This is a genomic window from Pseudomonas sp. TH10 (assembly GCF_016651255.1).
GTDB lineage: Bacteria > Pseudomonadota > Gammaproteobacteria > Pseudomonadales > Pseudomonadaceae > Aquipseudomonas.
In genome coordinates this window covers 1-13,554 of sequence record NZ_JAEKEG010000028.1, presented here as the reverse complement: position 1 = coordinate 13,554, position 13,554 = coordinate 1, and the positions used below count along the sequence as shown (strand labels likewise).

General features: G+C 60.5%; 10 protein-coding genes and 4 pseudogenes. 10 read left to right on the top strand and 4 right to left on the bottom strand.

The features are described 5' to 3' along the window. Positions 1-198: 198 nt before the first annotated feature. A complete protein-coding gene (locus JFT80_RS03585) occupies positions 199-699 on the top strand; it encodes a phosphate-starvation-inducible protein PsiE (protein ID WP_095188769.1) in 501 nt (166 codons plus the stop codon). Here the strand turns inward: JFT80_RS03585 and JFT80_RS03580 are convergent. The 3 genes and pseudogenes from JFT80_RS03580 to JFT80_RS03570 all read right to left on the bottom strand — a co-directional run bounded on the left by JFT80_RS03580 (position 696) and on the right by JFT80_RS03570 (position 4,061). Continuing rightward, positions 696-1,013: a DUF3509 domain-containing protein gene (locus tag JFT80_RS03580; RefSeq protein ID WP_201146941.1), complete on the bottom strand. Its 318-nt coding sequence runs from the start codon at positions 1,011-1,013 to the stop codon at positions 696-698. The two genes, JFT80_RS03585 and JFT80_RS03580, sit on opposite strands and share 4 nt — an antisense overlap. A 282-nt stretch (positions 1,014-1,295) precedes the next feature. Beyond that, positions 1,296-2,598 (bottom strand): annotated as a pseudogene (locus JFT80_RS03575) (serine/threonine transporter). 86 nt (positions 2,599-2,684) lie between these two features. Continuing rightward, positions 2,685-4,061, bottom strand: a complete 1,377-nt coding sequence (locus tag JFT80_RS03570; RefSeq protein ID WP_201146940.1) for an L-serine ammonia-lyase — start codon at positions 4,059-4,061, stop codon at positions 2,685-2,687. Positions 4,062-4,196: 135 nt separating this feature from the next. On the opposite strand from JFT80_RS03570, the gene JFT80_RS03565 reads away from it, so the two are divergent. The 8 genes and pseudogenes from JFT80_RS03565 to JFT80_RS03530 all read left to right on the top strand — a co-directional run bounded on the left by JFT80_RS03565 (position 4,197) and on the right by JFT80_RS03530 (position 12,335). Next, positions 4,197-5,144 (top strand): LysR substrate-binding domain-containing protein, encoded by a 948-nt coding sequence (locus JFT80_RS03565; RefSeq protein WP_201146939.1) that lies wholly within the window; start codon positions 4,197-4,199, stop codon positions 5,142-5,144. Positions 5,145-5,344: 200 nt separating this feature from the next. Further along, the gene (locus JFT80_RS03560) at positions 5,345-5,752 is read left to right on the top strand and encodes an HPF/RaiA family ribosome-associated protein (RefSeq protein WP_201146938.1); all 408 of its coding nucleotides are present in this window, start codon (positions 5,345-5,347) and stop codon (positions 5,750-5,752) included. Between the two features lie 221 nt (positions 5,753-5,973). After that, positions 5,974-6,279, top strand: coding sequence for a DUF3649 domain-containing protein (locus JFT80_RS03555; protein WP_122837558.1), 306 nt, complete (start codon positions 5,974-5,976; stop codon positions 6,277-6,279). Continuing rightward, positions 6,276-7,855, top strand: a pseudogene (locus tag JFT80_RS03550) (PepSY-associated TM helix domain-containing protein). The gene JFT80_RS03555 and the pseudogene JFT80_RS03550 overlap by 4 nt, the downstream one beginning before the upstream one ends. Continuing rightward, on the top strand, positions 7,856-8,182 hold the full coding sequence (locus JFT80_RS03545) for a DUF3325 domain-containing protein (protein ID WP_201146937.1): 327 nt from the start codon (positions 7,856-7,858) through the stop codon (positions 8,180-8,182). Positions 8,183-8,186: 4 nt separating this feature from the next. Then, on the top strand, positions 8,187-8,753 hold the full coding sequence (locus JFT80_RS03540) for an RNA polymerase sigma factor (protein ID WP_201146936.1): 567 nt from the start codon (positions 8,187-8,189) through the stop codon (positions 8,751-8,753). Then, a pseudogene (locus JFT80_RS03535) lies at positions 8,750-9,738 on the top strand (FecR domain-containing protein). Before JFT80_RS03540 ends, JFT80_RS03535 begins: the two are co-directional and overlap by 4 nt. A gap of 167 nt (positions 9,739-9,905) precedes the next feature. Beyond that, the gene (locus JFT80_RS03530) at positions 9,906-12,335 is read left to right on the top strand and encodes a TonB-dependent receptor (protein WP_201146935.1); all 2,430 of its coding nucleotides are present in this window, start codon (positions 9,906-9,908) and stop codon (positions 12,333-12,335) included. Between the two features lie 33 nt (positions 12,336-12,368). Here JFT80_RS03530 and JFT80_RS03525 read toward each other — a convergent pair whose 3' ends face one another. Next, a complete protein-coding gene (locus JFT80_RS03525) occupies positions 12,369-13,244 on the bottom strand; it encodes a helix-turn-helix domain-containing protein (protein WP_201146934.1) in 876 nt (291 codons plus the stop codon). Positions 13,245-13,382: 138 nt separating this feature from the next. On the opposite strand from JFT80_RS03525, the pseudogene JFT80_RS03520 reads away from it, so the two are divergent. Next, positions 13,383-13,554, top strand: a pseudogene (locus JFT80_RS03520) (EamA family transporter); the annotation flags it as partial.

Here is a 13,554-nt window from a genome sequence, read left to right as displayed (position 1 = left end):
ATCCCTGCGCCATGGGTAGTGGCTTTTCAATGTAGACCGGATTTTGACTGGGGAGTGGCGGGTTGTTGGTGACCCCAAAGTGCCTCCCATCACCCGGCCGCCATCTCACCTTCCAACCCCTGGCCTTTTTTCTGCATGCCAAACAACCGTCACGTCCAACACGCATCATCCGCTCGAATCGGGCTAAGGAACATCATCGTGAAAATAAACTGGGCCGAGAAACTGCGGCAAAACGTGCATCAACTGGCCGAGTCCCTGGGCAACCTGTTCGTCGAAACCTTCCACTACCTGGCGTTGTTCGCCATCGGTGCGGTGACGGCGTGGGCGGCGGTGATGGAGTTTCTCGGGATGCTCGAGGAAGGCCACATCAAGATCGATGACATTCTGTTGCTGTTCATCTATCTGGAACTCGGGGCGATGGTCGGGATTTATTTCAAGACCAACCACATGCCGGTGCGCTTCCTGATCTACGTGGCGATCACTGCGCTGACGCGCCTGCTGATCTCCAACGTTTCGCACCACAACCCGCCGGACATGGGCATCATCTACCTGTGCGGCGGGATTCTGCTGCTGGCGTTCTCGATTCTGGTGGTGCGTTACGCTTCGTCACAATTTCCCTCGGTGAAGATCGAGAAACCGCAGCGCAAGTTGGGTGCGGGTTCTGGTGAACATCCCGAGGTCGAGAAGGGCGAACTCTAAAGCCCGGCGACTTGCCGAGGCTGGTCGAGCGATTGTGGCGGTGGCGGGGTGAGTCCGTCGCCGCTGGTCATCGCTTCGAGGATCGCCATGGCGCTGTGACCCTGTTCGATGGCGATGCCGAATTGAATGCTTTGCACCAGACGCTTGAGGCGTTTGGGGTCGTTGCGCTGTTCGGCGCTGATCATCCGTTTGGCCACGATGCGGCCACTGTTGGACAGGGTCAGCATGATGCTGCCGTCCAGGCCCTGAATGCTCAGGTTGATCTGATAGTCCGGCGCGAAGGCATCGGTAATGATCTGAAAAGGATTGTCCATGATGCGTCACCGCCTGATTGAACGTGCAGTTGTTGACCGGCCGTGATCGGGTTGGTTCGCCATACCAGACCATCGGCTGGCCGCTCGCGATCTCTCCGGGGAACGTAGCAAGCGGCATGCCGGAAAGATTGTCGAACAAAAGCACAACCCTGCAGGACCGAGCTTGCTCGCGAAAAACCCGAGAACGGCGCGGGCTGCAAGCTTTCCCCCGCGTTGACGATCATCCTTGATCGCCGCCCGGAGCTAGCGCACACCTGCAGCGCCTGGCGATTTCCGCCCGTTTCAGGGCAGGAATGAATAGATGATCGCTGACAGTGCAATCAGACCGATCAGCACCACAAACACGTTGGAAGCCTGACCCGAATACTGGCGCAAGGCCGGCACGCGGCGGATGGCGTACATCGGCATCAGGAACAGCAGGCAGGCAATCACCGGCCCGCCGAGGGTTTCGATCATGCCGAGAATGCTCGGGTTGAACGTGGCCACAGCCCAGCAACTGAGGATCATGAATAGCGCGGTCGCGCGGTTCAGCCAGCTCGCCGACATTACCTTGCCACGGCCGCGCAGGCTTTTCACGATCATGCCCTGAAAGCCTTCGCTGGCGCCGATGTAGTGGCCGAGGAAGGATTTGGTGATCGCCACCAGCGCAATCAGCGGCGCCGCGTAAGCGATCACTGGTGTCTGGAAGTGATTGGCCAGGTAAGACAGGATCGAGATGTTCTGTGCCTTCGCCGCCGCCAGGTCAGCCGGGGACAGCGCCAGCACGCAGCTGAAGCAAAAGAACATCACTGTCACGACCATCATTGCCGTTAGCAATGGCGAGAATGCCGCTGCTCTTGGCTTCGGCCTGTTCGCCGTAGCGCTGTTTCTGATCCACCGCGAAAGCCGAGATGATCGGCGAATGGTTGAACGAGAACACCATTACCGGGATTGCCAGCCACAGGGTCTTGAAGAACACCGACATCGGCATTGCTTCTTGCGCACTGGCGAAGAACGCGCCGTTCCAGTTCGGTATCAGGCTGAGCGCGAGTAGCAGCAACGCCGCGACGAACGGATAAACCAGCACGCTCATGGCTTTGACGATCACGTTCTGGCCGCAACGGACGATGGTCATCAGGCCGAGAATCAACGCCAGCGAGAGGATCGCCCGTGGCGGCGGGGCGATGTGCAGTTGGTGTTCGAGGAAGCTGCTCAGGGTGTTGGTCAGCGCCACGCTGTAAACCAGCAGGATCGGGAAGATCGCGAAGAAATACAGCAGCGTGATCAGCTTGCCGGCACCGATGCCGAAGTGTTCTTCGACCACTTCGGTGATGTCCCCGGAGCGCCCGGACAGGACGAAACGGGTCAGGCCACGGTGGGCGAAGAAGGTCATCGGGAACGCCAGCACCGCGAGAATCAGCAGCGGCCAGAAACCGCCGACACCGGCGTTGATCGGCAGGAACAAAGTACCGGCACCGATGGCGGTACCGTACAGGCCAAGCATCCAGGTGGTGTCGGATTTGCTCCAGCCCTTGTGGGCCGTTGCGGATTTGCCTGTCAGGTCTACAGCGGGATTTTCGGCAGCAGGTGTACGTACATCGGTCATCGTTATCGCCTCGTTATTATTCTTGCTCGGGCTCACGGTTGGCAGGCCGTCGGGTGCGGCCTGCCGGGGCGTTCAGGGAATGCGCCTCAGCACTCCACCCAGTTCACAGCCAGGCCGCCCCGTGAAGTCTCTTTGTATTTGTCATGCATGTCGGCGCCGGTATCGCGCATGGTGCGGATCACCCGGTCGAGGGAAATGAAGTGGTTGCCGTCGCCGCGCAGGGCCATTTGCGTGGCGTTGATCGCCTTCACCGCAGCGATCGCATTGCGCTCGATGCACGGCACTTGCACGAGGCCACCGACGGGGTCGCAGGTCAGGCCAAGGTTGTGCTCAAGGCCGATTTCGGCGGCGTTTTCCAGTTGCTCTGGCGTGGCGCCGAGCACGTCGGCGAGACCGGCAGCGGCCATGGCGCAGGCCGAACCGACTTCGCCCTGACAGCCAACTTCGGCGCCGGAAATCGAGGCATTTTTTTTACACAGAATGCCGACGGCGGCCGCGCCCAAAAAGAACGCGACGACGTCATCGTCAGACGCCTCCGGGTTGAATTTCATGTAGTAGTGCAGAACGGCCGGAATGATCCCCGCCGCGCCGTTGGTCGGCGCGGTGACCATGCGCCCGCCGGCAGCGTTCTCTTCGTTGACCGCGAGGGCGAACAGGTTGACCCACTCCATCGCCGACAGCGTGGAGGTGATGACATTGGGCTTGCCGATTTCCAGCAGGGCACGGTGCAATTTCGCCGCCCGACGTGGCACGTTCAGGCCGCCCGGCAGGATGCCCTCGTGACGCAGGCCCTGCTCGACGCATTCGCGCATCACCGACCAGATATGCAGCAGGCCCTGGCGAATCTCGGTTTCGCTGCGCCAGGCCAGTTCGTTGGCCATCATCAGCTCGGAAACCCGCAGGCCGTTCTGGTTACACAGCTTGAGCAATTCGGCGGCGCTGGAGAAATCGTAAGGCAATACGACGTCGCTGGACGGTGCGATGCCCGACTCGGCCTCGGCCGCCTCGATGATGAAACCGCCGCCTATCGAGTAATACGTCTGCTCGGCCAGTTCGCCGGTTTCGCCGAAGGCGGTCAGGGACATCGCGTTGGGGTGGTAAGGCAGGCTCTCGTCGAGCAGCAGCAGGTCGGTTTGCCAGTCGAACGCTATGGTGGTTTTCCCGGCCAGCTTCAGCTCGCGGGTTTTCAACAGTGTGTTGATCCGGTCTTCGATGCAGGTCGGGTCGATGCTGTCTGGCCACTCGCCCATCAGCCCCATCACGCACGCGCGGTCGGTCGCGTGGCCGACGCCGGTGGCCGACAGCGAACCGTACAGACGGATTTCGACACGGCGCACATCGTTGAGCAAATGCTGGTCGATCAGCGCTTGGGCGAAGGTTGCAGCGGCGCGCATCGGGCCGACGGTGTGGGAGCTGGACGGACCGATGCCGACTTTGAATAGATCGAAAACACTGATAGCCATGCTAAAGCCTTACAAGCAATGGAAGAAAAATCGCCGCCATTTTTTGTAGGACAAGCGCAATGTCGGCGATACTGCCTACCTCGGTCCGACGTGACTAACGAAACTTCCTAAGTAAGCCTTTAGCAGGACTAAACGATGAGTCGTCAATTGCATGCCCAGACCTACGTCTGGCTGCAGGTGTTTTCCTGTGCCGCGCGGCACCTGTCATTTACCCGTTGCGCAGAAGAACTGCACATCACACCGGGGGCGGTCAGCCAGCAAATTCGTCAGTTGGAAGAGCGTCTCGGGTTTCGCTTGTTCCACCGGCGCGCTCGCGGCGTGGAGCTGAGTGCGGAAGGGCAACGCCTGGCCATTACCGTCAACGAGGCGTACGGCAGCATTGATGCGGAGCTGCGCCGACTCGACGCCGGGATGATCAGCGGGATTTTGCGTCTGCGATCGATTCCGTCGTTCCTCAGCAAATGGCTGACGCCGCGTCTGCCACGCTTGCAACAGCGCTATCCGGACATCCAGTTGCGGCTGGTCGCCGAGGACAGCAGCGTGCCGTTGCATGAGGGCGACTTTGATCTGGCGATTGATCTGAACGACGGCAGTTATCCAGGGTTGTTATCCACAGCCTTGCTCGACGAGCAGATTTTCCCGGTGTGTGCGCCGAGTCTGTTGCGCGGACGTCCGCCGCTGCATGGCCCGGCGGACCTGCTGCATTTCCCGTTACTGCACGACATCACTGCCTGGCGCGGCAGTTACGAATATGCGGAGTGGGAGTTTTATCTGAATGCGATCGGTTTTGAAGGGGCCGACGTACGGCGCGGGCATACCTTCAATCGGAATCATCTGACCATCGAAGCGGCGATTGCCGGTATGGGCGTGGCGATTGCCCGGCGCACGCTGCTCAATGATGAGCTGGAACGAGGGACGTTGATCGTGCCGTTCGGGCTGTCAGTGCCTAACCACAAACGTTACGTATTGCTCTATGCACCTGGGGCGTTGAGCCATCCGGGCGTGCGTGCGGTGCATGATTGGCTGGTCGAAGAGGCGGGGATTTTTCGCAGTTTGCACCCGTTGAATGACGGGCAATTGTGAGCAAATTTTGCAGGGTTGCGAGGCGACCCAACTCCCGACCTTACCAGCGCTTTGCTTGGTTGTCCGGCTTTTTTTGCGAATGAATATTTTTCTTTTTTCAGGGGTTGAAATGTTTGGCAGTCGGGCCGATTGTTGTAACCAAGGGGTCAGGAAATTCAATTCAAGGCCCCTCGCGAGCTAGCTGAAATAAGGGATGAACTATGCAAATCCAAGTCAACAGCGATAACCATATTCAAAGTAGTCAACGACTGGAGGAGTGGGTACGTACAACCATTGAGAGCACGCTCGAACGTTATGAAGAAGACCTGACCCGTGTCGAAGTCCACCTGAGCGACGAGAACGGTGACAAACCTGGTCCCCATGACATGCGCTGCCAACTGGAAGCGCGGCCAAAAGGCCATCAACCGATTTCCGTGACCCACAAAGCCGATTCGCTGGAACAGGCGATCGACGGCGCCGCCGAAAAACTCGAGCACGCCCTGGAGCACCTTTTCGGCAAACTGCGAGGTAAACCACGCGCCGCGATCGTGCCGTTCGAAAGGGTTCAGGCTGATGCACTGCTCGAAGACGAGTTTCTCGAGAACGAACAGGCTGCGCAAAACGGCTGACGCCTGATGTGATCTTTTCCAGCCAACGACAAACGGGCCTGCATATGCAGGCCCGTTTTTATTTGGGTGGGGCGCGAACCCTTTGAGAGCGAGCTTGCTGCGGGCGGCGGTCTGACTCAAGTCTCATCGAACTCTTTTGCGTATGAGAATATTTATCATTATTATTGGCGCCTGCTTAGCCGCGTGATGATCGCGCAGCTCCACTGTTTCAAGGCCGAAACATGAAAGTCAAAACCAGAGCGCTCCCCGTTTCTTATCGACTGGCGGTCACCTCGCGGGTGCTTGCCGCCGTGGTGGGTGGCTATGTGGTCGCCGCATTGGCCAGTGTCAGCGTGACCCTTTGGCTGCCGATGCCGCGCGCCGAAGCGGTGGTGACCGGGATGATGATCTCGTTTCTGGTGTACCTGTGCGCCGTGCTGTGGTGCTTTGCCTGCCGCAGTGCGTGGCAGGCCTGGTACGGCTTGATTGTTCCAGCCCTGGTGCTGGCGGCAGTTTCCGGTGTGGCTTACTGGATGGGGCAGGCATGAAAGAGGGTTTTCGTCAGGCGATGGCCTGGTTGCACACCTGGACGGGACTGATCTTCGGCTGGCTGTTGTTCGCGATTTTCCTGACCGGCACCCTGGCCTACTTCAAGGATGAAATCAGTCACTGGATGCAGCCGGAAATTGCGGCGCGGTCGGTCTCCTCGGAACACAGCCTCGATCTTGCCCAGCACTATCTGCAGGAGCACGCACCGGGAGCTTCGCGCTGGCTGATCGACCTGCCGAGCGCTCGTCAACCGGCACTGACGGTGCGCTGGCAACAGTCGCCCGCCAAGCGCGGTGAGCGTGGCCAGTTCAGTGAAAAAAGCCTCGACCCCCAAACCGGTACTGAAGTGCAGGAGCGGGAGACCCGTGGCGGCGAGTTCTTTTACCGCTTTCATTTCCAGTTGCAGATGCCTTATCCGTGGGGACGCTGGCTGTCGACCATCGCGGCCATGGTGATGTTTGTCGCACTGATCACCGGGATCATCACCCACAAGAAAATCTTCAAGGACTTCTTCACCTTCCGACCGCGCAAAGGCCAGCGTTCCTGGCTCGACGGGCATAACGCCGTGGGCGTGCTGGTGTTGCCGTTTCACTTGATGATCACCTACAGCAGCCTGGTGATTTTCATGGCGATGGTCATGCCGGCGAGCATCCTCGCTTCCTACAAAGGCGATGTGCGGGCGTTCTACGATGAGGTCTTCCCTGCCTCCAGCACGCCGGAACTCGCCGGTACCCCGGGTCAGTTGGCGCCGATGGCGCCGCTGCTGGAGCGGGCGCGGGAGCAGTGGGCCGGGGGCGTGTGGCGCGCTTGACGGTGAATAATCCGGCAGATGCCAATGCCTCGGTCGTGCTGGTGCGCGACGGTGCCGATCGGGTAGTGCACGATGCGAGCAGTGCCGTGACCTTCAATGGCGTCACCGGCCAACTGCTCAGTGCCACGCCCGAGCAACCGGCAGCGATGGCTGTCGCCGGCAGTTTCTACGGCTTGCATATGGGCCGTTTTGCCGGCCCGGTGTTGCGTTGGCTGTACTTTATCTGCGGCCTGGCGAGCACGGCGGTGATAGGCACCGGGCTGGTGATCTGGCTGGGCAAGCGCCAACTCAAGCATGCAAAGAGTGGCGTGATGCCGTTCGAGTTGCGGCTGGTGGAAGTCCTGAACATTGCCAGCATGGCCGGGCTGACGGTCGCGGTGGCGGCGTTCTTCTGGGCCAACCGCCTGCTGCCGGTGCACATGACTGGCCGAGCGGACTGGGAGATCAACAGCTTCTTTATCCTGTGGGGCCTGAGTGTGATTCATGCCGGGATCCGCCCTGGGCGCAGCGCCTGGGTTGAGCAACTGATCCTGGCTGCGCTGCTGTTCTGCGGCATTCCATTGCTCAATGCGCTGACCACCTCGCATCACCTGGTAGCGGCCCTGACCCAAGGTGATTGGGCGATGGCCGGATTTGACCTGGCTTGCCTGGGTAGCGGCCTGTTCCTGGCCTGGGCCGCATGGAAAATGCGCCGCAGCGGCCGGGTTGCAACCACCACCCGCCAACGTGCACCGGCCGTCAGCCTAGAGCGAGAGGTGAACTGAATGCTGCTGGCCCTGTTGCTCTGCTACAGCGGTTTTACCGTGTTGTGTCTGTCGATGGACCGGCATCACGCCGAACTGCTCGGTCACAGGCCCACAGCGGGTCGCCGCAAGCTCCTGAAGCTGGCCGGTTGGTCGCTGCTGGCTGTTTCGCCATGGACTCTGGTGAGCCGGATCGGTTGGGGCCTTGGCCTGGTCGAATGGTTTGCGGTACTGATGCTCAGTGCCTTGTTGCTGGTGCTGTTGTTGCCCTATCGCCCGCGCCTGGTGCTGGCGCTCGCAGGCCTGAGCCTGCTCGCCAGCCCTGTTGCCGTGCTCGCGCAGTCATGACTCGATGATCGGCGTCCCGCCCGAATCCAGTGAAGACGAACAACAAGGCGAGGGACGCGCGCATTTCCTGCAAGTGTTCCTGTCCCAGCGCTCGCAAATGGAGGCATTGGTCAGCCGGCGGGTGGGCTGTCGGGCGACGGCCGCCGATCTGGTGCAGGACTTGTTCCTGCGTTTCTGGCGGCGGCCATTGGTGCAGGTCGAGGAACTGAGTACCTACCTGCTGCGTTGTGCCGGCAACATTGCCATCGACCATTTGCGCAGCGAAGGCGCAAGGGTGCGCAGCAACGAGGGGTGGTTGCCGGACCAGCCGGACAGCCATGGCAGCGAGCCCGAGGCGGCGCTGGAAGCCGGCAATGATCTGCGCCACGTCGAGGCGGCGTTGCGCGCATTGCCCGAGCGCACGCGGCAGATTTTTCTGCTCAATCGCATCCACGGTCGCAAATACGCGGAAATCGCCAAAGCCATGGGCCTGTCCCAAAGTGCCGTGGAAAAACATATGATGCGCGCCCTCGAGGCCTGCAAGGCCAGCCTGCGCGAACCCGCGCCACGCACGCCAGGGAAAGCACCGTGACTCACATCGACCGCGTCAGCCCGACGCCCGCTCAGGAGCAGGCGGCTTTTGCCTGGCTGAGCCTGTTGCATGATCGGCCGAGCGCTGGCGATCAACTGATTTTCAGCCAATGGCTGCGTGCAGATCCGGCGCATGCCGAGGCGTACGCCCAGGCCCAGGTCGTGTGGGAATTGAGCGAAGCTCCGGCGCGCACCCTGGCCGCCGAAGATGCGCTTGCCTTGCAGGGTTACCTCGATGCGATGAATCGTTCCGGCCAGTACCCTGTGCGGCGCTGGGCCGGTGGATTGGCAGTGGCGGCTTGTCTGTTGTTGATGGTCGGCATGAGCGTCGGTTGGCAGCCGATGCGCTGGCTGGATGACCTGGGGGCGGACTATGTGTCGGCTCCGGGGGAGATCCGCACGGTGACGCTGGCTGATCAGTCCCAGGTGACGCTCGATGCGGACAGCGCCATCGCTGTGGATTTCACTGGCGGTGAACGGCACGTGCATTTGCGTCGCGGCGCCGGTTTTTTCAGTGTCGTTCATACCGGCGAGCCTTTTGTCGTCGACGCCGAACAAGGTCAGGCGCGGGTATTGGGCACGCAGTTCGAGGTACGCCTGCAACCTGTTGGCGCTCAGGTGACGGTGCTGTCGGGGCGCGTCGGTGTCACGGCGCACAGGCAGGCTGCGCAGCAGATTGTCGGCGCGGGCCAGCAGGTGACTTACGGCGCCGGCTCTGCGGAGCAACTCCAGAGTGTGGACAGTGAAGCGCAACTGGCCTGGCGCCAGGGCTGGCTCAATTACTACAGGCGCCGCTGGCGGATGTGGTGAGTGACCTTGGACGCTATTACCCGGGGCGGATCCTGTTGCTGAACGATGAACTGGCGGCACGCCGGGTCAGCGGCAGTTTCCCGAGCAAGGATCCCCGGGCGGTGTTGAGTTCATTGCAGGGGGTGTTGGGGTTTGAGCAGACCGAGGTGTTCGGGCATCTGATTATTTTGCGGTAGAGCAAGATCAAAAGATCGTCCGAACGCGGCCCGAGCCTTCGGACGATCTTTTGATCTTCTACAAATATTTCAAAAATCAAGGTGAGGTAAACCCGAGTCCCATCCGTGTAGTGACTGAAACTGCGAGTCATTCGCATCCGTTGCGGTTCTACACAGGTCATTGAGCAATGAAGTCCAGGGCAAAATCGGGTTCGGTCAAACAGTGGTTGGGCGTGTCGGCGTTGAGTTTTTCGGCGTTGGCGCTGTTGCCGATGAGCGTCGCTCTCGCGGCTGAAACCGTCAGCAGTCAGGCGCAGAAACAGTTCAATTTCGCACTGGGTGCCAAGCCGTTGCCGCAAGCCCTGAACGACTTCAGTCGGGTCACCGGGCAAAGCGTGGTCTACACCGATGAAGCGCCTTACGGTCTCACTGCCCCTGCGGTCAATGGTCAGATGAGCGCCGAGCAAGCGCTGCAACGGCTGCTCAGCGGCTCGGGTCTGAGCTTCCGTCGTACCGACAGCCACACTCTGGCGCTGGAGCCAAAACCGACCGAGGGCGCGCTCAACCTCGGCGCCACCACCATCACCTCGATGCGCGATGATTCGATGAGTTATCAGCCGCCGGAAACCAGTTCGGTGATGCGCTCCTCGGCGTCGTTGCAGGAAACGCCGCAGACCGTCAACGTCATCCCGGCGCAGGTCATCCGCGATCAGGCGCCGCGCAACCTCGACGATGCACTCGCCAACGTCAGCGGCATCACTCAAGGGAATACGTTGGGCAGCACCCAGGATTCGGTGATGACGCGTGGTTTCGGCGACAACCGCAACGGCTCGATCATGCGTGACGGCATGCCGATCGTGCAGGGCCGTGGCATGAACGCCACGGTCGATCGCGTCGAAGTGCTCAAGGGGCCGGCCTCCTTGCTCTACGGGATCCAAGACCCGGGCGGCGTGGTCAACATGGTCAGCAAAAAGCCTCAGCTGGCCCAGTACAACGCCCTGACCTTGCGCGGTTCGACCTATGGCGACGGCAAGAACGGCAGCGGCGGCACCTTCGACAGCACTGGCGCACTGGGCGATTCCGGGCTGGCCTATCGCATGGTGCTGGATCACGAAGATGAAGATTACTGGCGCAATTTTGGCACTCACCGCGAAACGTTGATCGCCCCTTCGCTGGCCTGGTTCGGCGAAAACACCCAGCTGACGTTCGGCTACGAACACCGTGAATTTCTCACGCCGTTCGACCGTGGCACGCTGATCGATCCGCGCACCAATCACCCACTGGACATCTCGCGCAACGAGCGCCTCGACGAGCCGTTCAACAACATGGAAGGCCGCTCGGATCTGTACCACTTCGAAGCTGACCATGAACTGAATGACGACTGGAAAGCTCACTTCGGCTACAGCTGGAACCGCGAAACCTACGACGCCAGTCAAGTGCGCGTAACCGCTATCGACACCAAGAAAGGCACGCTGACCCGCAGCATGGACGGCACGCAAAACGCGATCAGCACCGACCGTTTCATCACGGCCAGCCTCGAAGGCAAAGTCAATGTGCTGGGCATGCAGCATGATCTGGTGTTTGGCGTTGACGACGAGTACCGCAAGATCTACCGCGCCGACCTGATCCGCCAGAAAAGCCTGAGCACCTTCAGCTACGTCAATCCGGTCTATGGCCGTGAAGTCGCAGGCACCACGGTCAGTGCCGCCGACAGCGCGCAGACCGATGAACTGCGCAGCGATTCGGTGTTCATGCAGGACTCGATTCACCTCACCGATCAGTGGATTCTGGTCGCGGGCGGGCGCTTTCAGGAGTACGACCAGTACGCCGGCAAAGGCGTGCCGTTCAAGGCCAACACCGACAGCAACGGGCAGAAATGGGTACCTCGTGCGGGTCTGGTCTATCGCTACACCGACGCCTTGTCGTTCTACGGCAGCTACACCGAATCGTTCAAACCCAATTCGACGATCGCGCCGCTGAGTGGCAGCAGCACGGTGCTCGATGGCAGCATCGCCCCCGAGGAGGCCAAGTCATGGGAGGTCGGCGCCAAGCTGGATCTGCCGGGGAGAATCACCGGCAACATCGCGCTGTTCGACATCAAGAAACGCAACGTGCTGGTGGCCAACGCTGAAGGCCCGACGACGATCTACAGCGCCGCAGGCGAAGTGCGTTCGCGTGGTCTTGAACTGGATCTGAGCGGTCAACTGAGTGAGCGCTGGAGCATGATCGGCAGCTACGCCTACACCGATGCCGAAGTCACCGAAGACCCGGATTACAAAGGCAAGCGTTTGCAGAACGTAGCGAAGAACAGCGGCTCATTGTCGGCGGTGTATGACTTCGGCAGTGTGATCGGTGGCGATCAATTGCGCATCGGCGCCGGGGCGCGTTATGTCGGCGAACGTGCGGGCAACGCGGTGAATGATTTTGATCTGCCGAGCTACACCGTGGCCGATGCGTTTGCCACGTATGACACCAAAGTCGAGGGGCAGAAGTTCAAGTTTCAGCTCAACGTGAAGAACCTGTTTGATCGCACTTATTACACCTCGGCGGCGAGCCGGTTCTTTGTGTCGATGGGGGATTCGCGGCAGGTGATGCTATCGAGTACGTTGGAGTTCTGACGAAGGCGGCAGCACAGGCGCCAACCCCCAAGCCTAGCGTAAAAACGCTTGGCGATATTCGCCAGGCGTCCCACCCAACACCTGCTTGAAGCGATTGGTAAAGTGGCTCGCACTGGCAAACCCACAGGCCAGCGCAATTTCCCCCAACGGCAATGCCGTGCTGCGCAACAACTCCCGCGCTCGACTCAAGCGTCGCGCCAGCACGTACTGATGCGGCGGCAAACCGAAGCTCACGCGAAACATTCGCGCAAAGTGATATTCCGATAACGCACACAAACCGGCGAGTTGCCCAAGGCTGATCGGTTCGGCCAACTGACTGTCGATGAACTCGACCAATTGCCGACGCTGATGCGGTGCGAGGCCGCCCTTCAGCCGCAAGCCCTGACGCGCGCCAACCTGGCTGAGCAATGTGTGGCTGATCAGTTCGTGGGCGAGGCTGCTGGTCAGCAGACGTTCAGCGGGTTCGTCCCAGTTCAGCGTCAGTAACTGCCGAAAGCGTTGAGCCTGCTGCGGGTCTTCGAGAAAGGTCTGCTCGCGCAACTGCATTTCTCGGGGTTCGCGATCAAGCAACGTGACACAACCGAGGGCAAATTGTTCTGCGCTGAAATACAGGTGCGCGAGACGAATGTCGCCATTGATCACCCAACCCGATTGGTGATCGGCCGGCAGAATGCACAATTTGTCCGGCCCACCCTTGAGGCCCGGTTGACCACGACGAAACGTGCCGGTGCCGCCGGCGATGTAGCAGGACAGCGTGTGGTGGCTGGGCGCTTCGTATTCCTGGGCGTCGTGGTGGTTGGTCCACAGCGCTGCAGACAAGCCGTCACCGAGCTCGGCGCTGTGCACAAGGCGAGCGTTCTGCGAGCGGTTAAGGGCTTGAAAGACTTGCAGGCTATCGATTGCGGTCATGATCGGTTCTCTCCAACGCCTTGCATCCTACTCCGTAGGCGTCGCGCTGCCAGCCAGCCGGCCGACAAAAGCGCAAGATTGTGCAAGTGCGCCGAAACCCGACGCAGGACACTGAGCTCCTATTCAGGAGTTTTGATCATGAACCTTTCGTTGTATTTGCTGACCGTGCTGATCTGGGGCACCACCTGGATTGCCTTGAAATGGCAGTTGGGCGTGGTCGCTATCCCGGTGTCGATCGTCTATCGCTTCGGCCTCGCCGCGCTGGTGCTGTTCGTGATGTTGCTGCTCACCCGACGCCTGCAGGTGATGA